The sequence below is a fragment of the Plantibacter cousiniae (nom. nud.) genome (assembly GCF_977070315.1).
The window spans coordinates 187966-211517 of sequence record NZ_CDRVEU010000005.1; the positions used below are offsets into that span (position 1 = coordinate 187966).

The 23552-nt window shown below is 59.9% G+C and carries 21 protein-coding genes; 8 read left to right on the forward strand and 13 right to left on the reverse strand.

Annotated elements, in window-relative coordinates; all coding sequences use genetic code 11:
* Nucleotides 1-33: 33 nt before the first annotated feature.
* Entirely contained in the window at nucleotides 34-549 is a 516-nt protein-coding gene (locus ACW55A_RS12400; RefSeq protein WP_003371419.1) for a GNAT family N-acetyltransferase, read from the reverse strand.
* Between the two features lie 154 nt (nucleotides 550-703).
* Between ACW55A_RS12400 and ACW55A_RS12405 the strand changes: the two genes are divergently transcribed.
* Together ACW55A_RS12405 and ACW55A_RS12410 are read left to right on the forward strand one after the other, a co-directional pair.
* A complete protein-coding gene (locus tag ACW55A_RS12405; RefSeq protein WP_455808051.1) occupies nucleotides 704-1831 on the forward strand; it encodes a saccharopine dehydrogenase family protein in 1128 nt (375 codons plus the stop codon).
* Nucleotides 1832-2099: 268 nt separating this feature from the next.
* Nucleotides 2100-4028 (forward strand): methyl-accepting chemotaxis protein, encoded by a 1929-nt coding sequence (locus tag ACW55A_RS12410; protein WP_498810994.1) that lies wholly within the window; start codon nucleotides 2100-2102, stop codon nucleotides 4026-4028.
* A 205-nt stretch (nucleotides 4029-4233) separates the two neighbouring features.
* On the opposite strand, the gene ACW55A_RS12415 is transcribed toward ACW55A_RS12410, so the two are convergent.
* The gene (locus ACW55A_RS12415; RefSeq protein ID WP_003371426.1) at nucleotides 4234-5166 is read right to left on the reverse strand and encodes a DMT family transporter; all 933 of its coding nucleotides are present in this window, start codon (nucleotides 5164-5166) and stop codon (nucleotides 4234-4236) included.
* A gap of 74 nt (nucleotides 5167-5240) precedes the next feature.
* Between ACW55A_RS12415 and ACW55A_RS12420 the strand changes: the two genes are divergently transcribed.
* Nucleotides 5241-6095, forward strand: coding sequence for a LysR family transcriptional regulator (locus ACW55A_RS12420; RefSeq protein WP_455808050.1), 855 nt, complete (start codon nucleotides 5241-5243; stop codon nucleotides 6093-6095).
* 51 nt (nucleotides 6096-6146) lie between these two features.
* On the opposite strand, the gene ACW55A_RS12425 is transcribed toward ACW55A_RS12420, so the two are convergent.
* A complete protein-coding gene (locus ACW55A_RS12425) occupies nucleotides 6147-7163 on the reverse strand; it encodes a 1-aminocyclopropane-1-carboxylate deaminase (RefSeq protein WP_002552793.1) in 1017 nt (338 codons plus the stop codon).
* Nucleotides 7164-7349: 186 nt separating this feature from the next.
* Here ACW55A_RS12425 and ACW55A_RS12430 point away from each other — a divergent pair, with 186 nt between their 5' ends.
* Both ACW55A_RS12430 and ACW55A_RS12435 read left to right on the forward strand, forming a co-directional pair.
* Nucleotides 7350-7856 (forward strand): Lrp/AsnC family transcriptional regulator, encoded by a 507-nt coding sequence (locus ACW55A_RS12430; protein WP_032609981.1) that lies wholly within the window; start codon nucleotides 7350-7352, stop codon nucleotides 7854-7856.
* 147 nt (nucleotides 7857-8003) lie between these two features.
* Nucleotides 8004-8912, forward strand: a complete 909-nt coding sequence (locus ACW55A_RS12435) for a DUF808 domain-containing protein (protein WP_003371432.1) — start codon at nucleotides 8004-8006, stop codon at nucleotides 8910-8912.
* 194 nt (nucleotides 8913-9106) lie between these two features.
* Here the strand turns inward: ACW55A_RS12435 and ACW55A_RS12440 are convergent, their stop codons facing one another.
* From ACW55A_RS12440 to puuE, 6 genes are all read right to left on the reverse strand, one after another.
* Entirely contained in the window at nucleotides 9107-9892 is a 786-nt protein-coding gene (locus ACW55A_RS12440; RefSeq protein WP_003423373.1) for an outer membrane protein OmpK, read from the reverse strand.
* Nucleotides 9893-10257: 365 nt separating this feature from the next.
* On the reverse strand, nucleotides 10258-11550 hold the full coding sequence (locus tag ACW55A_RS12445; RefSeq protein WP_161428681.1) for a urate hydroxylase PuuD: 1293 nt from the start codon (nucleotides 11548-11550) through the stop codon (nucleotides 10258-10260).
* 5 nt (nucleotides 11551-11555) lie between these two features.
* Nucleotides 11556-12068, reverse strand: coding sequence for an ureidoglycolate lyase (locus ACW55A_RS12450; protein ID WP_003371439.1), 513 nt, complete (start codon nucleotides 12066-12068; stop codon nucleotides 11556-11558).
* A 223-nt stretch (nucleotides 12069-12291) separates the two neighbouring features.
* Nucleotides 12292-13287, reverse strand: coding sequence for an allantoicase (alc, locus tag ACW55A_RS12455; protein ID WP_003371441.1), 996 nt, complete (start codon nucleotides 13285-13287; stop codon nucleotides 12292-12294).
* A gap of 41 nt (nucleotides 13288-13328) precedes the next feature.
* Nucleotides 13329-13844 (reverse strand): 2-oxo-4-hydroxy-4-carboxy-5-ureidoimidazoline decarboxylase, encoded by a 516-nt coding sequence (gene uraD / locus ACW55A_RS12460; RefSeq protein ID WP_002552800.1) that lies wholly within the window; start codon nucleotides 13842-13844, stop codon nucleotides 13329-13331.
* The gene (gene puuE, locus ACW55A_RS12465) at nucleotides 13841-14770 is read right to left on the reverse strand and encodes an allantoinase PuuE (RefSeq protein ID WP_060708850.1); all 930 of its coding nucleotides are present in this window, start codon (nucleotides 14768-14770) and stop codon (nucleotides 13841-13843) included. Before puuE ends, uraD begins: the two co-directional genes overlap by 4 nt.
* Nucleotides 14771-15168: 398 nt before the next feature.
* Between puuE and uraH the strand changes: the two genes are divergently transcribed.
* Complete coding sequence (uraH, locus tag ACW55A_RS12470; protein WP_455808049.1) at nucleotides 15169-15522, forward strand: hydroxyisourate hydrolase; 354 nt, start codon at nucleotides 15169-15171, stop codon at nucleotides 15520-15522.
* Nucleotides 15523-15632: 110 nt separating this feature from the next.
* Nucleotides 15633-16382: a GntR family transcriptional regulator gene (locus ACW55A_RS12475; protein ID WP_004413961.1), complete on the forward strand. Its 750-nt coding sequence runs from the start codon at nucleotides 15633-15635 to the stop codon at nucleotides 16380-16382.
* A 96-nt stretch (nucleotides 16383-16478) separates the two neighbouring features.
* Here the strand turns inward: ACW55A_RS12475 and guaD are convergent, their stop codons facing one another.
* Genes guaD through xdhA form a run of 4 tightly spaced genes read right to left on the reverse strand, consistent with a single transcriptional unit; the run spans nucleotide 16479 to nucleotide 22612 of the window.
* On the reverse strand, nucleotides 16479-17792 hold the full coding sequence (guaD, locus tag ACW55A_RS12480) for a guanine deaminase (protein WP_455808048.1): 1314 nt from the start codon (nucleotides 17790-17792) through the stop codon (nucleotides 16479-16481).
* 17 nt (nucleotides 17793-17809) lie between these two features.
* Nucleotides 17810-18649, reverse strand: a complete 840-nt coding sequence (gene xdhC / locus ACW55A_RS12485; protein ID WP_455808047.1) for a xanthine dehydrogenase accessory protein XdhC — start codon at nucleotides 18647-18649, stop codon at nucleotides 17810-17812.
* Nucleotides 18646-21165, reverse strand: coding sequence for a xanthine dehydrogenase molybdopterin binding subunit (gene xdhB / locus ACW55A_RS12490; RefSeq protein ID WP_455808046.1), 2520 nt, complete (start codon nucleotides 21163-21165; stop codon nucleotides 18646-18648). The genes xdhC and xdhB overlap by 4 nt, the downstream gene beginning before the upstream one ends.
* Entirely contained in the window at nucleotides 21158-22612 is a 1455-nt protein-coding gene (gene xdhA / locus ACW55A_RS12495; protein ID WP_498810995.1) for a xanthine dehydrogenase small subunit, read from the reverse strand. Before xdhA ends, xdhB begins: the two co-directional genes overlap by 8 nt.
* Before the next feature lie 276 nt (nucleotides 22613-22888).
* On the opposite strand from xdhA, the gene ACW55A_RS12500 reads away from it, so the two are divergent.
* Entirely contained in the window at nucleotides 22889-23548 is a 660-nt protein-coding gene (locus tag ACW55A_RS12500) for a GntR family transcriptional regulator (RefSeq protein ID WP_003371456.1), read from the forward strand.
* The last annotated feature ends 4 nt before the right edge of the window (nucleotides 23549-23552 follow it).

Below are 23552 nucleotides of genomic sequence, written 5' to 3' on the forward strand. Positions count from 1 at the left end.
CGATTGACCGGCGAACGCCGGTCAGTTGCTTCATCAGCGCAGTGGCAGGTGGTATATCAGGTCGTCGAACCACTGATCGCCGATTTGATAGGCCTGCGGGACACGGCGCTCGAAGGTAAAGCCGCATTTCTCCAGAACCTTGCAGGAAGCGATGTTGCCGTCGGTCACGGTCGATTCCAGTGAATCCAGGCCGATGGCAGTTGCGTAGTCGATGATTGCGCGGCGTGACTCGGTGCCGAAGCCCTTGCCTTGATGTTCCGGCAGTAACAGACAGCCCACTTCGGCATGACCCGGCGACAGGATGCGAAAGCCGCTGACCCCCAGCTCTGCATCGTTTTGTGTGTCTGTGACCACCAGGCACAGCCAGTGATCGGACTCCGGCGTCCAGTCGGGGAGGCGATGATCGAAGCCTTTGCGGATCTGCGCTTCTTCGATTTCTCCGAATACGTAGCGCATAGTCTCGGGCTCGGAGTGCAGCCTGAAAAACAGCGGCCAGTCGCTGGCGAGCAGGGTCCGCAGATAAAGTCGTTCGGTGTGTAGTTCCAGCATCCGTTGCTCCCGGGACAATCAAAAAAGGCACAGGGTTTTGTACCCGGCCTGCGGCCAATGATCAATAATGCACGCGCATTTCATTGCCATTGCTCACGGCAATCGTGGCGCAACGAGGCAGGGTCACATCCTTCTGCAGGTCAGGGACGAGTCAATGGCATTTCGCGTATTGGTCATCGGCGGCTACGGCAACTTCGGCAGCCTTATCTGCAATCATCTGGCGATGATGCCGGACATCGAACTGGTCATTTCCGGTCGCGACCCGCGCAAGCTGGCGGAAAAGGTTGCCGCACTGCAAACACTGGCTGGCAGATTCTGCGAGAGCTGGTGCGTGGACATCATGCAGGACGGCGCGGGCAGTGAGCTGGGTGAATTGGGCATTGATCTGCTTATCCACACGGCGGGGCCTTTTCAGGGACAGTCGTATGCCGTGGCCCGGCATTGCATTAAGGCGGGTGTGAATTATTGCGACCTGGCGGATTGCCGGGCGTTTGTCGCCGGTATCGCCAGCCTCGATGCCCAGGCGCGTGAGGCAGGTGTCAGCGTGTTGAGCGGTTGCAGCTCGGTGCCGACGCTTTCGGCGGCCATCATCGATCAGCATCGCCAGCGTTTTCTGCGCATCGATTCGATAGAGCATGGCATCTCCTCGGCAGCGAAAATGCCCGGTCTGTCGACCGTGCGTGGCGTACTGGCCAATGCCGGGCGGCCGATCAGGCAACTGCGCAACGGCAAGGTCCACGAAGTCCATGGCTGGATGGACCTGACCCTGCGCCGGATGCCCGGCATGGGCACACGGCTGGTGGCCAATGTCGACGTCCCGGACCTGGATGTATTCGCGACACGTTATGCCGCGCAGCATCTGAGCTTCAAGGCCGGCTCCGCGCTCAAGGCCGGCGGCATCGCGACCTGGCTGCTGGCGCTGGCGATTCGCTATGGGCTGCTGCGCGATCCTGCGTCGTGGGCCGAGCGCCTGTACCGTTGGGGCGCGCGCTTTGAACAGTGGGGTGATCGAAAGAGCGCGATGTACATCGATGTCGATGGCGTCGACCTCACCGGCCAGCCGTTGCACATGCGTGCGCAATTGACTGCACTGAACGACAAGGGCCCGGAGATCCCCGGCAGTGCTGCCGTCGCGCTGAGCAGCAAAATGGCCGGTGGCTATCGCCCACAACCGGGCGCACGGGCCTGCGTCGGAGAAATCACCGTAGACGAGTACCTGGCAGCGATCAACGAGCCGGAAAACATCCGGCTGGATGTTCATTTCACCGACCGCAACGTCTGACGCTGTTGCCAATCTCCGATGGCTCCGTACAGGCGAAGATCAAGGCAGTTTCATTGCGTGATCTTCCGGTTTCGCGCGGTGCCAATCATCGGAAAAATTCTGCTCAGGCGATTTAAATAAATATTCATCATCGCGCGCCGGCCCCGTAATTCATGGGCTTCAGGGTGCCTTCGATTGGCGCGTGCGTGATTCCGATAACGTTAACTATCAAGTTAAATCTTTCAGCGCCGACTCACGGGTATTCCGAAAAATCAAAGGCACACATGCAATGAGCGCAAAATGGTTGGACAATCTGAAAGTCAGCAAGAAGCTCGGGCTGGGCTTTGCCGCTATTTTGCTCGGAGTACTGACCGTCACCGTCATCGGCTACTCCAGCACCAACCTGCTGATCGAGCGCATGGGCAAAAGCAGCAAGGTCGCCGAGATCAAGGCTGACGTCCTGAATGCCCGGATTGCTGCGCAAGCCTATGCGACCGGCCCTACCGCCGCAGGTGTGCAGAATTACGCCAGCGCGCTGGATACCTTGAGCCGCAGTGTCGATCAGGGCCTGCAGGTGTTCGTGATCTCGAGCAACCTGGCCAAGCTGCGCGAGATCAAGGAGCAGGTGGGCGGTCTGAAGCAGACGTTCGACCAATTGGTCGGCATCAATCAGAAAGTCGACGAGGCGTTGAAACCGATCATCAAGGTGTCCGATGACGTCAGCGCGACCTTCGAGAATCTGCTGAACAAGACCATTGACGACACCTTGCGCTCGCCAAATGAAACCGGCATCAGGCAGGTCAAGATCGCTGGCGACCTGCGTAACGGCATGACCAATTTCCGTCTGGTGTTTCGCCGCTACCTGAGCGTTCCGAATGCCGACAACCGTCAGGCCACCTATAAGGCCGCCGACGCCCTGATCGCACAAGTGGACGCCGCTCGCAGCCAATTGCCTGTCGAGGCAAATGCTGCAGTGGATGCCGCGCTGGTGGCGTTGAAACAGTACAAGGTCCTGATGACGTCGATTTCGGACATGCTTCAGCAGACCGAGCAGATCCGCAACGATCTGCAACAGCAATCCGTAGCGACCGCAGCCCGTGCCGATGATCTGGCAGCGCTGCAGGTCATCAGTGCCAAGAAGGAACAACAAACCGCTGTGGTGCAATTGCTCAGCGTAGCGCTGGTCGTGCTGCTGGTCGGCATCTTTGCTGCGTTCCTGATCACGCGTCAGATTACCGTGCCGTTGAACAGCACCGTGATTGCGGCGCGCCGGATTGCCGACGGTGATCTGACCCATGACAGCAGCACCACCCGCCAGGACGAACTGGGCCTGCTGCAGAACACCATGCAGCACATGACTGTTTCGCTGCGCGGCCTGATCGGTGGCATCGGCAACGGTGTTACGCAGATCGCCACGGCGGCCGAACAATTGTCTGCCGTCAGCGAGCAGACCAGCGCGGGTGTCACCCTGCAGAAAAACGAAGTCGATCAGGTCGCCACTGCCATGAACGAAATGGCCTCTACCGTACAGGAAGTGGCGCGCAACACCGAAGACGCTTCGCAAGCCGCCAAACAGGCCAGCGAGCGCGCTGCTCACGGTAGCAGTGTGGTGCAGCATGCTACGCGCGAAATCGGGCAATTGGCCGGTGAAGTGCAGCAATTGGGTGAAGCCATGCAGCGTCTGACCGAAGACAGCGGCAAGATCGGCAGCGTGATTGACGTGATCAAGGCGGTCGCCGAGCAAACCAACCTGCTGGCGCTCAACGCAGCCATCGAGGCCGCAAGGGCAGGCGAGCAGGGTCGCGGTTTTGCCGTGGTGGCTGACGAAGTTCGCTCGCTGGCTCAGCGTACGCAGAACTCCACAACCGAAATCGAAGCGCTGATCCAGGCGTTGCAAAAAGGTACAGGCGCCGCCTCGGGCCTGATGGACGCCAGCCTGCAGCGCACTGAAGGCACCGTGGTGCTGGCTCGTCAGGCCGAACAGGCGCTGGTGGAAATCAACCAGTCCATCGGCACCATCGAACAGATGAGTCAGCAGATTTCCGCCGCGGCCGAGCAACAGAGCGCTGTGACCGAAGAAATCAACCGCAGCGTACTCAGCGTTCGCGACATTGCCGATCAGTCCGCTTCTGCCACTGAGCAAAGCGCTGCGTCGACTGTCGAGCTGGCCCGTCTGGGCAGCGATTTGCAGAGCATGGTCGCGCGTTTCAAGGTTTAACCTGCGCCAGGCTCTGTACGAAAAGTCGGCGAGCGAAGGTCAGGCGAGGCAAAAACAGGCGAGGAACGGCCGGGGTCGCGTTCGACTCTACGTGTTGTAAATGAGCATTCCGATTGGACTCGCCCCCAAGCCTGTTTTTAACGAAGCATCACCGAGCGCAGCCACTTTCGTACAGAGCCTAAGCAAAGTCGGCTTCCTGACCCCATCAGGAGGCCGACTGCCGTTGTTCCGCCCGCACCACCATCCACACGCCGATACCTGACACCGCCATGCCTGACGCCATCTGCCAGGACAGCGGTTCGTCGAACATTGCCCAGGCCCAGAGCATCGTCACCGGTGGGCTGAGGTACAGCACGCTGGCGACGCGGGTCGCCGTCGCGCGGCGCAGACACACCCAATACAGTCCGTACCCGCCCAGGGTTGCCAGCCCCACCGTCCATAGCACGCTCAGCGCAAAGCCGGTACTGGCTACAGGCGCTAGGCTGCCCTGTGTGCCCTGAATAATCGCGAAGGCCATGCTGGAAACAGCGCATTGCAGCCACAGGTTGGGCAGCAGTGCCATAGGCTGTGCGGTGCTGGACTGTTTCTGCCACAGCGTCGCGATGGCCAGTGACAACATGCCCAGCAGCGGCAGGCCGTAGGCCCACAACGGTGCGTCACCTACCGCCAGCGCGCTGTAGGTCACCAGCACTACACCGATCAGCCCGACCAACAGTCCCGCCCAGATTTGCCAGGCCAGCCGTTGTCCGAGCACCACTGCCGCCAGGAGCGCCATGCCCATGGGCAACAAATCGGCAAACAGTGCGGCGAGTCCGGCGGGCACGCCCAGCGCAATGCCCTGCGTGACACCGGCGACGTAGCCGGCCATGGCCAGCAGGCCGATACCTGCGTTTTTCAGCAGTGTGGCCGGCGCGATCGATCTCAGTTGCCTGGCGACAAAAGGCAGCAGGATCAGGGTGACCACCACACAGCGCCAGAACACCACCAGCAGCGGCGGCGCATGTTCCAGCGAAAAGCGTGCGCCGACGAAGCCCGAACTCCAGGTCAGAACCAGCGCAGCTTCAAGCAGGGGCAAGGGAATGGCCTGGTGCCAGGCAGGCCGCGAGACGCTCGGAGCAATCGACAGGTATGGGTTCATGGACGCAGGTTACGAAAACGGCGTAGTCTAATAAATCAAAATTAAATGCATGACTTATTCAGGAAATATGAATCATGACGGCCATTCTCGACATCGAACTGGTGCGCACCTTCCATGCGGTGGCGCGGATAGGAAAGTTTTCGGCGGCTGCCGAACAACTTCATAAAAGCCCGGCAGCAGTAAGTGTGCATATCCAGCGCCTCGAGGCCGTGGCGGGCGGGCGCTTGCTCAACCGTGACAACCAGGCGGTGTCGCTGACGGCACTGGGCAAGCGCCTGCTGTTGTCGACGACAGAGTTGCTGTCCACGCATGACCGGGTGCTGGCGGATCTGCAAGGCACTCATCTGGCCGGACGCATCACGCTGGGGGTTCCGGATGAGTACGCCGTGCATGTCATTCGCGACATCCTGCCAGTGTTCGCGGCCGCGTGGCCCAATGTCGTGCTGGAGTTGAAATCCGCACCCAGCTACGCCCTGCGCGAGCAGGTTGCGCGTGGCAAGTTGCAGACAGCAGTGATCGCGCAACCCAAAGGGCAGCTGAGTGCTGATGCGCAGTTTCTGGTATCGACCAAGCCGGTCTGGGTCGGGCCGGCCAGTGCCGCACTGGCATCTGCGGACCCGTTGCCGCTGGCGATTCACGCAGCGCAATGTCCTTATCGTGAAGCCATGCTGGCGTCACTCAAAGACAACGGCCGCAAAACCCGTGTAGTTCTCGAAAGCCCGTCCAACCAGGCGATCAAAGCCTGTGTGGAAGCGGGTCTGGCGATCAGCCTCATCGATCGGAGCGGGGTCACGGAAGCCATGCAGATTCTTGATGACCTGCCTGAAATACCCGAGCACGAAATCGTCTTCCTGCGCTCGCTGTCGTCGCAGAACGACGAGGCGGTGAGCCTGCTGGCGCAGGCGCTGCAGAAGTATTTTCGGGTTTAGCCGGGAACACTGCAGCCGAAGTGTGTTATCGACTGCAGGAACGCTTTCGGCTCAACCGTCCTTGAACAGAAAGCTGTAGGCATTCAACGCCGGCACGCCGCCCAGGTGGGCGTAGAGCACTTTCGAGCCTTCGGGGAATTCGCCGTTGCGCACCATGTCGATCATGCCGTGCATGGATTTGCCTTCGTAGACCGGGTCGGTCAACACGCCCTCCAGGCGGGCGCAGAGGCGGATGGCTTCGAGGGTGCCATCGTTCGGCAGGCCGTATTCCGGGTAGGCATAGCGGGTGTCGAGCACCACGTCTTCGGCGGTGATTTCGCGGCCCAGCTCCACCAGTTTTGCGGTGTTCTGAGCGATACGCAGAACCTGAGCGCGGGTCTTTTCCGGTTTGGCCGACGCGTCGATACCGATCACACGCTGTGCCCGGCCATCGGCAGCGAATCCCACCAGCATGCCTGCGTGAGTACTGCCGGTTACCGAGCAGACCACGATGTAGTCGAACTTGAAGCCCAGTTCTTCTTCCTGCTGGCGCACTTCATCGGCAAAACGCACGAACCCCAGGCCGCCATAAGGGTGCTCCGAGCAGCCCGCTGGAATCGGAAACGGTTTGCCGCCGCTTTCCTCGACGTCGGCCATGGCCTTTTCCCAGCTCGGGCGAATGCCGATATCGAAGCCTGCCGAATCCAGGCGCACATCGGCGCCCATGATGCGCGACATCTCGATATTGCCGACCCGGTCGTACAACGCGTCGGAATAGTTGACCCAATTCTCCTGAACCAGCACGCACTTCATGCCCAGATGCGCCGCGACGGCTGCCACCTGACGGGTCTGGTTGGACTGGATGCCACCGATCGACACCAATGTGTCGTAGCCGCCGTCGATGGCTTCCGGCACCAGGTATTCCAGTTTGCGGGTCTTGTTGCCGCCGAAGGCCAGACCGCTGTTGCAATCCTCGCGCTTGGCATACAGCTCGACCTTGCCGCCCAGATGCTCACTCAAGCGTTTCAGTGGGGTAATGGGCGAGGGGCCGAAGGTCAGAGGGTAGCGCTTGAACTTGCTCAGGTTCATATCGGGTCTCCGTTGATAAGTTGATCCGGGCATTGAAGGTGGAACTCGATGTGTTTATCGAGCGGCCCGGCATGGCTCCCATCATAGGAAAACTGCGAATAATCGTGGTTGCAAAGAATTGTTTATCTACAAAATAAGCGTTAGCCTGAACACAACTAAACAGACTTTTATTGTGTGAATTTCATTATGAAAGCAATAAATGAACGCACTAAAAAGTCCGGTGCTGACATGACGCCGCTGCTGGACAGGATTGACCGCGCCATCCTCAAGACCCTGCAACGTGACGCGTCCATTTCCAATGTGGCACTTGCCGAGAAGGTCAAACTGAGTCCGCCTGCGTGCCTGCGGCGCGTCGAGCGGCTGAAAGAGGCGGGCGTGATCAAGGGCGTGGTGGCGTTGCTCAATGGCGATGTTCTGGACGCAGGCATGGTGGTGCTGATCGGTGTCGTACTGGACCGCTCGACACCGGATTCATTTGCTCAATTCGAAGCCGCCGCGCAGAAGGTTTCCGGCTGTATGGAGTTTCATGTCGTCACCGGCGAGTTCGACTACTTCATGTTGCTGCGCACCAAGGACAGTCAGAGCTTCAACCGCCTGCACGCCGAACAGTTACTGTACTTGCCCGGTGTCAGACAGATCCGTTCGTTCATGGGGCTGCGTCAGGTCGTTTCCACGACACAGTTGCCCATTTGACGGGTTTCGGCGTGGCCTGTTTGCTGCATGCAGCGTCAAACGTTCACGTCTGACCAAGGTCAGAGTTGCTGACTGCCACACGATTGACTCTGGCGCATGATTCAATCAGCGCCGCTTCCTTTTTTTACTTGCTCAAGGATTTTCATTTTGGCTGCTGGAAGCTTGCTTACCCTGCTTGACGATATTGCGACGTTGCTCGATGACGTGGCGCTGGCCACGAAGAAGACGGCGGGTGTGCTGGGTGATGATCTGGCGCTCAATGCCCAGCAGGTCACCGGTGTTTCAGCGGATCGCGAATTACCGGTTGTCTGGGCCGTGGCCAAGGGGTCGCTGCTCAACAAGGCCATTCTGGTTCCGGCAGCGCTGTTGATCAGTGCCTTCGCACCCTGGGCGATTCTGCCGTTGCTGATGATCGGCGGTGCGTTTCTGTGCTTCGAGGGCTTCGAGAAAATCGCCCATAAATGGCTGCATCCCGAAACCGGTGAAGAGCATGAGCAGCGCAAGCAGGCGTCGACGGATGCGTCCGTGGACATGGTGGCGTTCGAAAAGGAGCGCGTAAAAGGCGCGATTCGCACGGACTTCATTCTTTCCGCGGAAATCATCGTGCTCGCGCTGGGTGTGGTCTCGGCCAGACCCTTCATGGATCAGGTCGGTGTGCTGGTCATCGTCGCAGTGCTGATCACCGTGGGGGTCTACGGGCTGGTGGCCGGTATCGTCAAACTCGACGACCTGGGCCTGTACCTGAAGAAAAGCGCAGCTTCGGTGTCACAAAAGATCGGTGCCGGCCTGCTGTGGCTGGCACCGGTGTTGATGAAAGTGCTGTCGATCGTCGGTACTGCCGCCATGTTCATGGTCGGCGGCGGGATCCTGGTCCACGGTCTGCCGTTCGCTCATCATTGGGTCGAAGGCGTGACTGAAGCGGCAGCCGGTGCGGTTGGCGGTCTGTCGATGATCGTTCCGACGCTGATCGATGCTGTTGCCGGGATCATTGCCGGTGCCGTGCTGGTGCTGGTCGTGACGCTGGTTGGCAAGGTCTGGAAAGCTGCGAAGGAGTGAGTGGAGGCGGTCATCCACACTTCTGATCCAGGGCCGTGGGCGCGAGCCGGGCGACGCTTAGCTTGCTCGCGAAGGGGCTGGTACAGCCAACCGAAGGGTGTCTGAAACACCGCCTTCGCGAGCAAGCTCGCTCCCACAGAGACCTACGTAACGTAGAGCTTGGGAGTGAGCGTCATCACCGTCAAACAACGTGCTTAGAAGAACACCTTCACCAGCAAACTCGCGGTGTTCTGATCGGTGTCGAAGGAGCTGGTGTCCTTGATGCCGTATTTGTTGGTCCAGTAGTCGTACTCAATACCCACGTAGAGCTGCCGCTCCGGGTAATTCAGTGCCTTGCCCAGGTCATACTTGATCTGCGGGTTGAAGTGCAGGTTGGAGTGGTAAGTGCCACGCGAGGTCTTGTCGTTGTCGACCACCCAGTCCATGAAGCCGTCGATCAGCACATCCGATTTGCCCACCGGGATGGTGTAGGACCACACCGGAGTGATCTGCCACACGCCGTCGCCCGGGCGATTGCCTTCGGTCTGGCGCTGGTAGAAGTTAAGCTGGAAGTAGTCGAAACCCGGTATCTTCAGGTCGAACGCCGGACCGATCAGGTACGACTCGTTATCGCCTTCACCGAACTCGTAAGTTGCGGCAATCAGCACATCGCTGATCGGGCCGAACTCGAACTTCTGGCCGAAGATCTTGCCCAGCGACAGGCGTGGCGAGAACTCGCCGTAATAGGTGTTATCGCCAGCGGTTGCGTCTTTCTTACCGTTGTAGAAGATCTTGTCGACGAAGAAGAAGTTGTCGCCGTACTTCCAGCTGTCCGCGTGCTCAAAGGTAAAGGTCTGCTGATTTTCCGGGTTGACAGCAAAGTCTCGTCCATTGAGATAGGTCAGGCTATTACTCTGCCACTGGAAGATATCCCCTGCCATGGCGGGTGCGGCAGCCAGCAGACTGCTGGCCAGTAATGCACTGGAAATCGTACGGTTCATGCGGTGAGCCCCTTGATGTAGATCGTGATTTTTTCGGACTGGCGCTCTATGCGTGACGCCTTGTCGGTGGTTGCAATAATTTGTCTGTCTGGTCAGCTTTGTGTTGTTAGCAAGAGCTGCGCCAATCAGTGAAAAAAAGTTTAAGTAACCCTTCAAACCGATATCTAAATGTCGATTTCAGGTCTTTTTTTCCAATGCACAGCGTTCTGCGTGCCGTTCAGCCAATGGGCCGCCCGGTCGGGTTCAGTTAGCGGGAAAGTGGTGGGCGGGTTGGTAGCGGCGGCGGAGGATACTGACTCGCGTCGCCGTGCTCAAGTGCTCCAGAGCAGGGCGCCTGGAGCGAAAACAGGGCAATGCCCGGTGCTTCAGTTGATGTGCGCGCCCTGATCGATCCAGGCGCCTACCAGATCACGTTCCTGCTGGGTCATCTGGGTAATATTGCCCAGCGGCATGATCGGCGCGGTGATCGCCTGCGCCTTGATACGCGGTGCCTGTTGCTGGATCTGCTCAGGCGTATCGAACATCACGCCGGCCGGAGCGACGCTGAACAACTGGCTGGTAGGCGTGGCCGAGTGACAGACCGAGCAACGTTGCCGAATGACGTCGTGCACCGTGTTGAAGTCTGCACCTGCCACCTTGGCAGGTTCGGGCTGGACAGACGCTGCCTGGGCAGGCGCAGCGGCGGGTTGCGCAGGTTGCTCATCAGCCCGATGACCGCCGACCGCTGTACCGGGCAGTGGCTGATAGACGATCCTGGCCGGTGGTTGCGCAGGGCCGGTGACATACGCCAGGCACAGCATGCCCAGCGCCGCGACCGGCAGGGTCCAGGCGAAGCGGTGGCTGTCATGCCGTGTATTGAAGTAGTGGCGGACCAGCACGGCCAGCAGCGCGATGCCTGCGAGAATCAGCCAGTTGTACTCACTGCCGTAGGTGCTTGGAAAGTGATTGCTGATCATGATGAACAGCACAGGCAGAGTGAAGTAGTTGTTGTGCCGTGAACGTAACAGGCCTTTTGCCGGCAGGCTTGGGTCCGGCGTGCGGTTCTCGGCAATGGCGGCTACCAGCGCGCGCTGGGCCGGCATGATGATGCGGAACACGTTGCCGACCATGATAGTGCCCATGATCGCGCCCACATGCAGATAGGCACCGCGACCGCTGAATACTTTGCTGAACCCGTATGCCGCCGCGACCAGCAGCACGAACAGGACCACGCCCAGCAGGGCAGGGCGCTTGCCCAGTGGCGAGTCACACAGAAAGCTGTAGATGAACCAGCCGACGAACAACGAACCCAGGCCGATGTGCACGCCCTCGGCACCACTCAGGCTGCTGCCCGGTGCCAGCAGGTACAGCGTCGGGTTGGCGTAGAACACCACGCACAACAGCGCGACCCCTGACAGCCAGGTCGAATAGGCTTCCCATTTGAACCAGTGCAGATTCTCCGGCATGGTCGGCGGTGCGAGCTTGTACTTCTCCAGGTGGTAGATGCCGCCGCCGTGGATCGCCCACAGATCACCCGACAGGCCTTCACGCGGGTTACTGCGGTTGAGGTTGTTCTCCAGCCAGACGAAGTAGAACGATGCGCCGATCCAGGCGACGCCGACAATCATGTGAATCCAGCGCACGCCCAGATTCAGCCATTCCATCATATGTGCCAGCACGGTGTTTACCCTTCCAGTGGGTGGGGATCGAGAACCAGCAACTGGCTCTCGGCAAAGTAATGCTCGTCGCAGTTGTTGCCTTCGCCACTGCGATCAACCACCAGGAAGTCATCCCGCTTTTCGATCGTCAGCACCGGATGGTGCCAGACGCCGCGATGGTAATTGACACCCTGCCTGCCGTTCGACACGAAGGCGCGGGTCAGCTCTGATTCAGGCACATCGCCAACCGGCGCGACCACGATCAGAAAGGGGTTGCCGAGCAACGGCACGAACGCCTGACTGCCCAGCGGATGACGCTCCAGCATGCCGATGGTCAACGGCATCGGCAGCGCTTCAGCGCGGAAGATACTGATGATCGCCTTGTCTTCCGGCTGCGCGGTCTGCACATCAGCCAGACGATGAAAGCGCATGGTCGAGCCGTTATTGATCATGAAGTGATCGCTGCCGTCGGTTTCGATCACATCACCGAATGGCGCAAAGGCTTCCTTGGTCAGTGGCTCGATTATCAGTTTGCGCATGCGGGTTCTTCTTCAATGGTTTTGAGGGTGGGTCGTTTGCACATTCGTATTGATGACTATCGTGCCAATGCTCTGCGTTGGCATGCATTTCGTGACGCTCTGCGTCACAACTCTACGCCGCGCCACACATACTCAAGACTGGACGCAGAGCGTCCGGAACTGCATTCCCACGCGGAGCGTGGGAACGATAGCCTGTTGCCTTCTGCTGACTTCCGACGCGTTGTTACCTGGCCACCTTGCCCAGTACTCGCAGGCGGCTCACGCCCCCGTCCGGGAATACGTTCAGGCGGATGTGGGTGATCGGGCCGATCGCCTTGATCTGCTCGGCGAACTCGTGTTCTGCGTGCATGGTCAGCTTCTGGCTGGGCAGCAACTCGCGCCAGAACAGGCTCTGGGTTTCGATCTGGCTGTCGGTGCCACCCTTGACCAGAGCGCCCTGAATCGAGCAGCTGTCCGGGTAGTTACCTTTGAAGTGCAGGGTATCGACGATGACTTTCTCGACTTCGCCCTTATGCCCGAGTGCCACAATCACCCAATCGTTGCCGGGTGTGCGGCGGCGCGCGGTTTCCCAGCCGTCGCCCATGTTCACACCGCGCCCAGGGTTGAGGATATTGCTCATGCTGCCGTAATGTTCATCGGAGCAGGCAATCGATCGGCCGCCATTGAGCGCTGCAACCAGATCGATCTGTTCGTCCTCGCTGACTTTCGACCAGTCTCGATGCGGCACACCGTACACGCGCAGACGCGCGACGCCGCCATCCGGGTAGATGTTGAAGCGCAGGTGGCTGAACGCCTGATCGTTGCTGATCTCGTGGTAATGATGGCTGTTGCCTTGTAGCTCTACAGACGGCAGCACTTCGGTCCAGGCAGTGTTTTCATCGGGCTCGCCCGACGCCAGGAAGCACGCCTCCAGCGACGCGGAAGGCGGGAAGTTGCCGGTAAAAAACGAGGTGTCGATGTCCACACCCTTGATGGTTCCTGCCACACCGAGGCGAATCACTGCGCTGTCGTACCCTTCGAAACGCTTGCGGCGCGACTCCCAGCCGTCCATCCACTTGCCGTTGTCGTCGAACACGCCTTCTTTCCAGACGGCCGGGGTCGGCTGGAACAGCCGGTTGGCGTCGGCGAACCAGTCATCGGTGACCGAAAGGATTTTGGTGCCCAGACGTGCGTCGGCCAGGTTCACGAACTTCTCGAACGGTGCGGCGTAAACTTTCATGCTCTTTGTCTGCCTTCTGAATACGGTTATGACTGCGACGCTCAAAGCGCCTGTAGACGAAACAGTGCGATCTTGTTGATCTCGGCCAGGGCGCAAGCAAACTCGGCCTCGGGCGAGTGGTGGATGCGTTGTTCGAACGCTGCCAGAATTTTGTGCCTGTCGCTGCCCTTGACCGCCATGATGAACGGAAAGCCGAAGCGGGCCTTGTAAGCCTCGTTCAGCTCGGTAAAGCGCTGGAACTCCTCAGGCGTGCAGTGGTGGATACCGGCGCCGGCCTGTTCATCGGTACTGGCCTGAGTCAGCTCACCCTGGACGGCAGCCTTGCCTGCCAGGTCCGGGTGAGCATTGATCAGTGCCAGTTGTTGCTCGTGTGTGGCACCCAGCAGGATCTCGCTCATGCGTGCGTGAAGGGTCTCGACCTGATCGAGATGCGCGCCTGTGCTTTGGTCGAACGCTTGCTGCGCGACCCACGGTGAGTGTTCGTAGATATCGGCAAAGGCCGCGATGAACGCCTCCCGGCCCAGGCTTGAAGGTGTCAGTGTCTTGAACGTGCTCATTGCTCGGCCTTGCCGGTAAACGGATGTTCAGTGTGCCAGTGCCGGGCGATATCGACACGACGGGTAAACCACACCTGCTCATGGCCTTTGGCGTACTCGATGAAACGCTTGAGTGCGGCGAGGCGGGCGGGGCGGCCGATCAGGCGGCAATGCAGGCCGATGGAAAGCATCTTCGGTGCGTCTTCGCCTTCGGCATACAGCACGTCGAACGCATCCTTGAGGTACTGAAAGAACTGCTCGCCATTGTTGAAGCCCTGCACCTGGGTGAAACGCATGTCGTTGGTGTCCAGGGTGTACGGAATCACCAGATGAGGCTTACCAGTCGGGTTGTTCGGCTCCCAGTACGGCAGGTCGTCGTCGTAGGTGTCGCAATCATAGAGAAACCCGCCTTCCTCCATGACCAGGCGCCGGGTGTTGGGGCCGGTGCGCCCGGTGTACCAGCCCAACGGCCGTTCGCCGCTGATGTCGGTGAGGATCTGGATCGCCTGGCGCATGTGCTCACGCTCCTGGGCTTCGTCCATGTTCTGGTAGTCGATCCAGCGATAGCCGTGGCTGCAGATCTCATGACCTTCGGCGACCATGGCGCGGATCACCTCCGGATGACGCTGCGCGGCCATGGCCACGGCAAAAATGGTCAGGGGGATATCGAACTGCCTGAACAGCTTGAGAATGCGCCACACACCGGCGCGGCTGCCGTACTCGTACAGCGACTCCATGCTCATGTTACGCTGGCCCTGGAGTGGCTGCGCGGCAACCATCTCGGACAGAAAGGCTTCTGATTCCTTGTCGCCATGCAGAATATTGCGCTCGCCACCTTCCTCGTAATTCAGCACGAAAGACAAGGCAATGCGCGCATTACCCGGCCAGCGTGGGTGAGGCGGGTTGTTGCCGTAACCGATCAGGTCGCGTGGGTAGTCAGCGCTCACTGCAAGCTTCCTTTTTCTACATGGGGTGCGTTGGATGCGTTAAGTCAGGTGCAATGCCAAGAGCGGTCAAGGCACTGTTGGGTCAAGATTGTATACAATTTTGTTTTCAGCTTGTAACCCTGTACGTTTCTGCACCGAAGCGTCTCGGTAAGCGTAAAACAAGCAAGAAACCTGCCTGACTGGTCAGCTAATCGTAAAAAACCTGATATTTTTCCTCTGCTTCCTATATGTCTGGCCAATCCTGCGCCCAGCCGGTGTCCTGGCCACGGGCTGTTGAACGATCAGGAATTTATTGTGTACAGCTTTTCCCGAAAGTGTCTTAATCGGTCGCAATCGCACGATGTAGAGCACTTCATTGGTGCACTGCTTGACCATGGCCGGATGTGAGGAGTGAAGTTTTGGGAAAATTGACCACACATGTACTGGATGCCGCCCACGGCTGCCCAGGCAGCGCCATCCGCATCGAGCTGTACCGGGTCGAAGGCCAGCAACTGCTGCACGTTGTCAGTGCGCTCACCAATAGCGACGGGCGTTGCGATGCGCCGCTGCTGCAGGGTGAGGCCTATCAATCCGGCGTCTATCAGTTGCACTTCAAGGCTGGCGATTATTACCGCGCGCGGGGCGTGGTCCTGAATGAGCCTGCCTTTCTCGATGAGGTGGTGCTGCGCTTCGGCATTGATGCAGGTCAGGAACACTTTCATGTGCCGCTGTTAATCTCGCCATACAGCTACTCGACGTACAGGGGCAGCTGAATACCTCTTGCCCGCCCACACTGCGGGCTTTTTTTTGCGCGTGTCTGCGCTTTTGCCCTGTGTACAATGCGCCAGTCCCGATGCCGTCATCCACCTGCGCACGAGTGCCCATGAACGACCAGTCCCTGCCCCTCAAGAAACAGCCGCGCAGCCTTGGCTCAAGCCGTAACGTCACGCAGGACGATGTCGTTTACGAACATGTCTTCGATGCCATTCTGGAACAGCGGCTGGCGCCGGGTACCAAATTGAGTGAAGAGGCGCTGGGCGAGATTTTCGGTGTGAGCCGTACCATCATTCGTCGCGCCCTTTCGCGGTTGGGCCATGAGGGCGTCGTGCTGCTGCGCCCCAACCGTGGCGCGGTGGTCGCCAGCCCCAGCGTTGAAGAGGCGCGGCAGGTGTTTTTCGCCCGGCGTATGGTCGAGAAGGCAATCACTGAACTGGCGGTCGAGCACGCTACTGCCGAGCAACTGGCCGAGCTGCGCCAGATGGTCAGCGACGAGCGCGACAGCTTCGCCCGCGGTGATCGGGGTGCCGGTATTCGTTTGTCCGGCGAATTCCATCTTCAGTTGGCCGTGGCCGCTAGAAACGCGCCGCTGATCAGCTTCCAGCGCAGCCTGGTGTCGCAGACCTCGCTGATCATTGCCCAGTACGAAACCGGCAATCGCACGCACTGTTCCTACGATGAGCACAACCAGTTGATCGACGCCATCGAAGCCCGCAATGCGGCACTGGCCGTCGAATTGATGATGCATCACATGGACCACATCGACAGCAAACTCAACCTTGACGAAGACAGCGCCACGGATGATTTGCATGCGGTGTTCTCGCACGTCATGGGCCGGAAAAAACCGGGGCGTTGAGGCTGTGTGGATGAACAATTATCGTGCGACGCAGAGCGTCGCGACCTGCATCCCCGCGCTGGAGCGTGAGTGGCGAGAGTTGTCCTGAGAGCAGGTTCAACTCCGCTCATGCACCAATCGCCCACCTGACCAGGTCTGCTTCACAGTCCGGTCATCACCAATCGTCATCAGCACGAACAGAATCTCTTCGATGCCTTTGGCTTGCTTCAAACGATACGACAGCAGCGGGGTGGCGTTGTAGTCGAGCACCAGGAAGTCAGCCTCGTTGCCTGGCTTCAGGCTGCCGACCTTGTCTTCCAGGCGCAGCGCCCGCGCGCCGCCCAGCGTCGCCAGGTACAGCGACTTGAATGGATTGAGCCGCGCGCCCTGCATCTGCATGACCTTGTAGGCCTCGTTCAGGGTCTGCAGAATCGAAAAACTGGTGCCGCCGCCCACGTCGGTGCCCAGACCGACATTCACCTTGTGCTTCTCGGCCATCGGCAAGTTGAACAGGCCGCTGCCCAGAAACAGGTTGGAGGTCGGGCAGAAAGCAATCGCCGAACCGGTCTGCGCCAGTCGGGCGCATTGTTCGTCGCACAGGTGCACGCCATGGGCGAACACCGAGCGCTCGCCGAGCAGGTTGAAGTGATCGTAGACGTCCAGGTAATGCTTGCGCTCCGGGAACAGCGCCTTGACCCACTCGATCTCCTGAAGGTTCTCGCTGATGTGGGTCTGCAGGTACAGGCCGGGGTATTCGGTCAGCAACTGGCCGGCCAGACTCAACTGCTCCGGGCTACTGGTTGGCGCGAATCGTGGTGTCACTGCGTAGCTCAAACGCCCTTTGCCATGCCAGCGCTCGATCAAAGCCTTGCTATCGGCATACCCGGATTCTGGCGTATCGACCAGGTAGTCCGGCGCATTGCGGTCCATCATCACCTTGCCGGCGATCATGCGCAGATCAAGTGCCTGCGCCGCGCTGAAAAACGCCTCGACCGATTCCTTGTGCACGCTGCCGAACACCAGTGCCGTGGTTGTACCGTTGCGCAGCAGTTCCTTGATGAAGATGTCGGCCACCTGTGCTGAATGCGCGGGGTCGGCGAACTGGCTTTCGCAGGGGAAGGTGTAGGTGTTGAGCCAGTCCAGCAACTGCTCGCCGTAGGAGCCGATCATGCCGGTTTGCGGCAAGTGAATATGGGTGTCGATGAACCCCGGTGTGATGAGTGCGTCCGGGTACTCGATCAGCTCGACATCGTCGTCGAGGCGCTCCAGCAGATCGGCAGCGTGACCCACCGAAACGATCTTGCCGTCCTCGACCAGCAGCAAGCCGTCGGCAAAGTATTCACAGGATGCCTCCAGCGCCACTTCGGCCGGGTCGGCGAGGTTGTGAACGATGGCGGCGCGGTAGGCTTTACGGCGGGAAACTGAACTCATGGCACTCTCGTTGTGACTCATTGCGACTGACTGCGGCGCGATGCAGGCAGCAGTCTGGCGATAGGTTCGGCGTTGGCGGTGTGTTGGCCAAAGCTGACATTGTAAGTGGCGATTATTTCCGCGGCGATCGACACCGCGATCTCGATGGGCAGCTTGCCTTTGACCTCGGCCAGGCCCATCGGGCAACGCATGCGTTGCAGCAGACTGGCGTCGAAACCGCGTTCCCGCAAGCGATGTTCGAACTTGACCCGTTTGGTTTTCGAGCCGATCAGTCCGAAGTAACCGAAGTCACCACGCCCGAGGATGGCGGCCGTCAGTTCCAGATCCAGTTGATGGTTGTGGGTCATCACGACGCAATAGGTGCCCACAGGCAGTTGCGCGACCTCGTCGACCGGCTCGTCATTGACGATCTTCATCACGCCATCGGGCATCGACTCGGGGAATTCATGCTCGCGGCTGTCGATCCAGCGCACCCTGCAGGGCAGGCTGGCCAGCAGCGGCACCAGCGCGCGGCCGACATGACCGGCACCGAACACCGCGATCTGCGCGACGGGCTCGCCCATCGGTTCGAACAACAGCACGTTCACGCCGCCGCAGCACTGGCCCAGGCTTGCACCCAGGTTGAAACGTTCCAGGCGCGTCTGCCGTGTGCCTCTGGCAAGCATCTCGCGGGCGATCTCCATGGCCTTGTATTCCAGGTGGCCGCCACCGATGGTGTCGTGGATGCGCTCGGCGCAGACCACCATTTTCGATCCGGCATTGCGCGGCGTGGAGCCCAGCTCCTCGATGATCGTCACCAGAATGCCGGGTTCACCACGGGCCTGCAGCTCGGCCAGGGCGCTGATCCAGTTGTTCATTTCTGCTCCAGGACAGAGTGATCCAGGCCAGGCGCCTTCGCGAGCAAGCTGGCTCGCACGGGGGCATCCTGAATAGGTAAGGGCGAGCCTGGCGAAGCTTCACTTGCCCGCGAAGAGGCGGAAACAATCGGCTCGGCGCCTTCGCTGGATGCGCGACGCGCGGCGCTGTTCTGGCGCATCTGTTCACAGCCCCACAGCACTTTTTCCGGCGTCGCCGGGGCGTCGATGTTTGGTTGATGACGGTAGTCACCCAGGCTCGCCACGGCGTCCTTGATCGCGCACCAGGCGGCGATGCCGAGCATGAACGGCGGCTCGCCGACGGCCTTGGAATGAAACACCGTGTCTTCCGGGTTCTTGCGGTTCTCTACCAGCTTGATGCGCAGATCGAGCGGCATGTCCGCCACTGCCGGGATCTTGTAGGACGCCGGGCCGCTGGTCATCAGCTTGCCCTTGTCATTCCACACCAGTTCCTCGGTGGTCAGCCAGCCGGCGCCTTGAATGTAGCCGCCTTCGACCTGACCGATATCGATGGCCGGGTTCAGCGACGCGCCGACGTCGTGCAGGATGTCGGTGCGCAACATCTTGTATTCGCCGGTCAGCGTATCGACGATGACTTCCACGCAGGCTGCGCCAAAGGCGTAGTAATAGAACGGCCGGCCACGTGCCTGGCTGCGGTCGTAAAAAATCTTCGGCGTCTTGTAATAGCCGGTGCTGGACAGCGACACCTGGCCCATCCATGCCAATTGCGCCAGTTCGGCGAACGGCAGGAACAGCTCGCCGATCCGCACATGGCCATTGCGGAACTCGACGTCCGCTTCGCTCAGCTGATAGTGCCTGGCGGCAAACTCCACCAGCCTTTGCTTGAGGATTTCAGCGGCATTCTGTGCCGCCTTGCCGTTCAGGTCCGTACCGCTCGAAGCGGCAGTGGGCGAGGTGTTGGGCACCTTGTCTGTGTTGGTCGCGGTGATCTGGATGCGCTCGATGTCCACCTGGAACACCTCGGCCACGACTTGCGCAACCTTGGTGTTCAAGCCCTGGCCCATTTCGGTGCCGCCATGGTTCAGGTGGATGCTGCCGTCGGTGTAGATATGAATCAGCGCACCGGCCTGATTGAGAAAACTGGCGGTAAACGAGATACCGAACTTGACCGGCGTCAGCGCCAGGCCTTTTTTCAGCACCGGGCTGCCGGCGTTGAACGCACGAATCGCTTCGCGGCGCTCGGCATACTGGCTGCTTTGCTCGAGGTCGGCGGTCATCTCTTCCAGCAGGTTGTGTTCGACCGTCTGGTAATAGTGGGTGACGTTACGCTCGGTCTTGCCGTAATAGTTGGCCTTGCGCACGTGCAGCGGGTCCTTGCCCAGGAAGCGTGCGATGCAGTCCATGACCTCTTCGATGGCGACCATGCCCTGCGGGCCGCCAAAGCCCCGGTAGGCGGTGTTGGAGGCGGTGTGCGTCTTGCAGCGGTGGCCGTTGACGGTGGCTTCACCGAGGTAATAGGCGTTGTCGGCATGAAACATGGCGCGGTCGACGATGGAAGCCGACAGGTCCGGCGAATAGCCGCAGTTGCCGGCCAGATCCAGTTGTATGCCCTGCAAGCGACCGTCATCATCGAAACCCACGTCGTACTCGATGTAGAACGGGTGGCGCTTGCCGGTCATCTGCATGTCTTCGAAGCGTTGCAGGCGCATCTTGGTGGGCTGGCCGGTCAAGCGGGCAATCACGGCGCACAGGCAGGCCGGGCTGGCCGCCTGGGTTTCCTTGCCGCCAAAACCACCGCCCATGCGCCGCATGTCGACCACGATGCGGTTCATTGGCACGCCCAGCACCTCGGCCACCAGCTTCTGGATTTCCGTGGGGTTCTGGGTCGAGCAATAGACGATCATGCCGCCGTCTTCGGTCGGCATCACGGAAGAGATCTGGGTTTCCAGGTAAAAATGTTCCTGGCCGCCAATGTGCAGGTTGCCCTGCAGGCGGTGGGTTGCGCTCGCCAGCGCAGCGGCAGAGTCGCCACGCTTGTGCGTATGGCTGTCGAGCACGAAGTGTTTCTGGCGCAGGGCCTGGACCACATCCAGCACCGGTTCCAGGTCTTCGTATTCGATGATCGCCGCCATGGCCGCCTGGCGTGCAATGTCCAGGTCACGAGCCGCCACGGCGAGCACCGGTTGCCCGACGAACTCCACCTTATCGATGGCCAGCAGCGGGTCGCCGGGCAGCAACGGCCCGATGTCCTTGAGCCCCGGAATATCCTGATGGGTAATCGCGATGCGTACACCTTCGAAGGCGTAGCAGGGCGAGGTATCGATGCTGACGATACGCGCATGGGCACGCTCGGAAAGACGTGCGTACACGTGCAACTGGTTGGGAAATTCCAGACGATCGTCAATGTACACCGCTTCGCCGGACACGTGCTTGTCGGCACTGTCGTGCTTGACGCTGCGGCCGACGCCGGTGTTCAGGCCTTGTTGAAATACTGCAAGCATCTCGGCCTGGGTGAGGTGTGGGGAATGCTCAGACATAGTCAGTCACCCGCGTTGGAACGGCTGGGGTCTGTAACTCGATGAAGTACTTGCGCAGCAGGTTTTGCGCGCTCAACAGGCGGTATTCCTTGCTTGCACGGAAATCCGACAGCGGAGTGAAATCCTCGCTCAGTGCAGTGCAGGCGCGTTCGACGGTTGCATGGCTCCATGGTTGCCCGATCAGCGCCTCTTCGCAGGCCGCTGCACGTTTCGGAATCGCCGCCATGCCGCCGAACGCTACGCGAGCCTCGTGGACCACGCCATCTTCCAGGGTCAGGCGAAAAGCCGCGCAGACCGCCGAGATGTCGTCATCCAGCCGCTTGGAGACTTTATAGGCGCGGAAGATCTGCCGCGATGTGGCGGTGGGCACGATGATCTTTTCGATGAACTCGCTGTCCTGGCGGGCCGTGACCTTGTAGTCGATGAAATAGTCTTCCAGCGCCAAAGTGCGCTGACTGTTGCCTTTACGCAGCACGACCTGCGCGCCAAGGGCGATCAGCAGCGGCGGGGAATCGCCGATGGGGGAGGCGTTGCCGATGTTGCCACCCAGCGTGCCCTGATTGCGGATCTGCAACGAGGCGAAGCGCTGCAGTAACTCGCCAAAGTCCGGGTACTCGGCCTTGAGTGCGGCATAACAATCGGTCAGCGGAGTCGCTGCGCCGATCTCCAGGCGGTCGTCGAAACGCTTCACGCCCTTCATCTCGTCGATGTGTCCGACGTAAATCATCACCGGCAACTGTTTGTGAAACTGCGTGACTTCCAGAGCCAGATCGGTGCCTCCGGCCAGCAGGCGCGCCTGCGGATGGCTGTCGTAGAGGTCCGCCAGATCCGCCACGGTCAGCGGAATGAAGCAGCGTTTTTCGCCGTCATTCAGTTCATCGGTGCCGGCCGGAGCGATGGCGCGCAAGCGTTCGACGGTCTGCGCCTGGCGTTGATCGAACTGATCCGGCAGGCGCTGCGCGCAAGACTGCTCGGCAGCGGCCAGAATAGGGCGGTAGCCGGTGCAGCGACACAGGTTGCCGGCCAGGGCTTCGTGGGCCTGATGGGCATCGGCTTCGCTGCTGTTCTTTTGCAGCGCCAACAGCGACATCACAAAGCCCGGGGTACAAAAGCCGCATTGCGAGCCATGACACTCGACCATCGCCTTCTGCACGCTGTGCAACTGGCCCTGATGCCTGAGGTCTTCGACGCTGATCAATTGCTTGCCGTGTAGCGACGCCATAAATGTCAGGCACGAATTGAGGCTGCGATAACGCAGCGTTTGCTCGCCGTCAGCGTCACTGTGCAACTCGCCCACCACGACGGTGCAGGCACCGCAGTCACCACTGGCACAACCTTCCTTGGTACCGGGCTTGTGTGCCTGCTCACGCAGGTAGGTTAGCACGGTCATGTTCGGATTCAGGCTGCGCTCGGTTTTTAGCTCTTGGTTCAAAAGGAACTGAATCACGGCGCAAAGCCCTCACGTTTATTGTCATCAGACATGTCGATGAATCTATCAGCTCTGTTTATTGGGTCAATTTGTTTCTGACTTCGGAGTCAGGAAATTGAGTTTTTCGGCGATCTGCCGATCAAACAGCCTCTGGTTCTTGAATCGCCTGCCGGGTGTATTCAAGGTTTTGCGTATTTCGTGCCAGTTTCCGTGTTTATGGCCCTGCGCCACCCGTGCCGGTTGCGATACACTCCGCGACTTGCATGCTGAACTGGTTTTTTCTGAAGGATAGTCATGACGTTCAAGGCCCCGGACAGCCTCGCTGAGCAAATTGCTCATCATCTTGCCGAGCGGATCATTCGCGGTGAGCTCAAGCCTGGAGAGCGTATTCAGGAGCAGAAAGTCACGCAGGCGTTGAACGTCAGCCGTGGCTCCGTGCGCGAAGCACTGCTGATTCTGGAGCGGCGCCACCTGGTGGTGATCCTGCCGCGTCGTGGCGCGCAGGTCACGGTGCTCAACGCCCATAACGTCACCAGCCTGTGCTGCCTGATGAGCGAGCTTTACATTCTGCTGGCCAATGCAGTGGTCGAGCGCTGGAAGACCGAGGACGATCTTGCGCCGTTTCTGCAGATACAACAGCGTCTGCAGGGCAGTTTCCAGCAGCAGGACGTCAACGCATTCGTCGAAGAGAGCTTCAATGTGATGCGCGCGGCCTATCCGTTCGCCAACAACCCGTACCTCGAGGAAACCGTCGAGAACCTGCAGCCTTCCATGAGCCGCAGCTATTTCCTCGCGCTCGAGCAACGCAAGGCCGATATGGGCGACTACCTGGCATTGTTCGACGAACTGCTTGGCGCAGTGGTGGCGCGGGACATACCGAAGATTCGTGTCGTGCTGGTCAGCTACTGTCAGCGCAGCTGCCAGTTGGTGCTGGCCGCCCTGGCAAAGGGTTGACGCC

What these genes read in the sequence shown, in the direction of transcription:
- ACW55A_RS12400 (WP_003371419.1), bottom strand. Translation starts at nt 549, where the DNA reads ATGCTGGAACTACACACCGAACGACTTTATCTGCGGACCCTGCTCGCC.
- ACW55A_RS12405 (WP_455808051.1), top strand. Translation starts at nt 704, where the DNA reads ATGGCATTTCGCGTATTGGTCATCGGCGGCTACGGCAACTTCGGCAGC.
- ACW55A_RS12410 (WP_498810994.1), top strand. Translation starts at nt 2,100, where the DNA reads ATGAGCGCAAAATGGTTGGACAATCTGAAAGTCAGCAAGAAGCTCGGG.
- ACW55A_RS12415 (WP_003371426.1), bottom strand. Translation starts at nt 5,166, where the DNA reads ATGAACCCATACCTGTCGATTGCTCCGAGCGTCTCGCGGCCTGCCTGG.
- ACW55A_RS12420 (WP_455808050.1), top strand. Translation starts at nt 5,241, where the DNA reads ATGACGGCCATTCTCGACATCGAACTGGTGCGCACCTTCCATGCGGTG.
- ACW55A_RS12425 (WP_002552793.1), bottom strand. Translation starts at nt 7,163, where the DNA reads ATGAACCTGAGCAAGTTCAAGCGCTACCCTCTGACCTTCGGCCCCTCG.
- ACW55A_RS12430 (WP_032609981.1), top strand. Translation starts at nt 7,350, where the DNA reads ATGAAAGCAATAAATGAACGCACTAAAAAGTCCGGTGCTGACATGACG.
- ACW55A_RS12440 (WP_003423373.1), bottom strand. Translation starts at nt 9,892, where the DNA reads ATGAACCGTACGATTTCCAGTGCATTACTGGCCAGCAGTCTGCTGGCT.
- ACW55A_RS12450 (WP_003371439.1), bottom strand. Translation starts at nt 12,068, where the DNA reads ATGCGCAAACTGATAATCGAGCCACTGACCAAGGAAGCCTTTGCGCCA.
- alc (WP_003371441.1), bottom strand. Translation starts at nt 13,287, where the DNA reads ATGAAAGTTTACGCCGCACCGTTCGAGAAGTTCGTGAACCTGGCCGAC.
- uraD (WP_002552800.1), bottom strand. Translation starts at nt 13,844, where the DNA reads ATGAGCACGTTCAAGACACTGACACCTTCAAGCCTGGGCCGGGAGGCG.
- ACW55A_RS12475 (WP_004413961.1), top strand. Translation starts at nt 15,633, where the DNA reads ATGAACGACCAGTCCCTGCCCCTCAAGAAACAGCCGCGCAGCCTTGGC.
- guaD (WP_455808048.1), bottom strand. Translation starts at nt 17,792, where the DNA reads ATGAGTTCAGTTTCCCGCCGTAAAGCCTACCGCGCCGCCATCGTTCAC.
- xdhC (WP_455808047.1), bottom strand. Translation starts at nt 18,649, where the DNA reads ATGAACAACTGGATCAGCGCCCTGGCCGAGCTGCAGGCCCGTGGTGAA.
- xdhB (WP_455808046.1), bottom strand. Translation starts at nt 21,165, where the DNA reads ATGTCTGAGCATTCCCCACACCTCACCCAGGCCGAGATGCTTGCAGTA.
- ACW55A_RS12500 (WP_003371456.1), top strand. Translation starts at nt 22,889, where the DNA reads ATGACGTTCAAGGCCCCGGACAGCCTCGCTGAGCAAATTGCTCATCAT.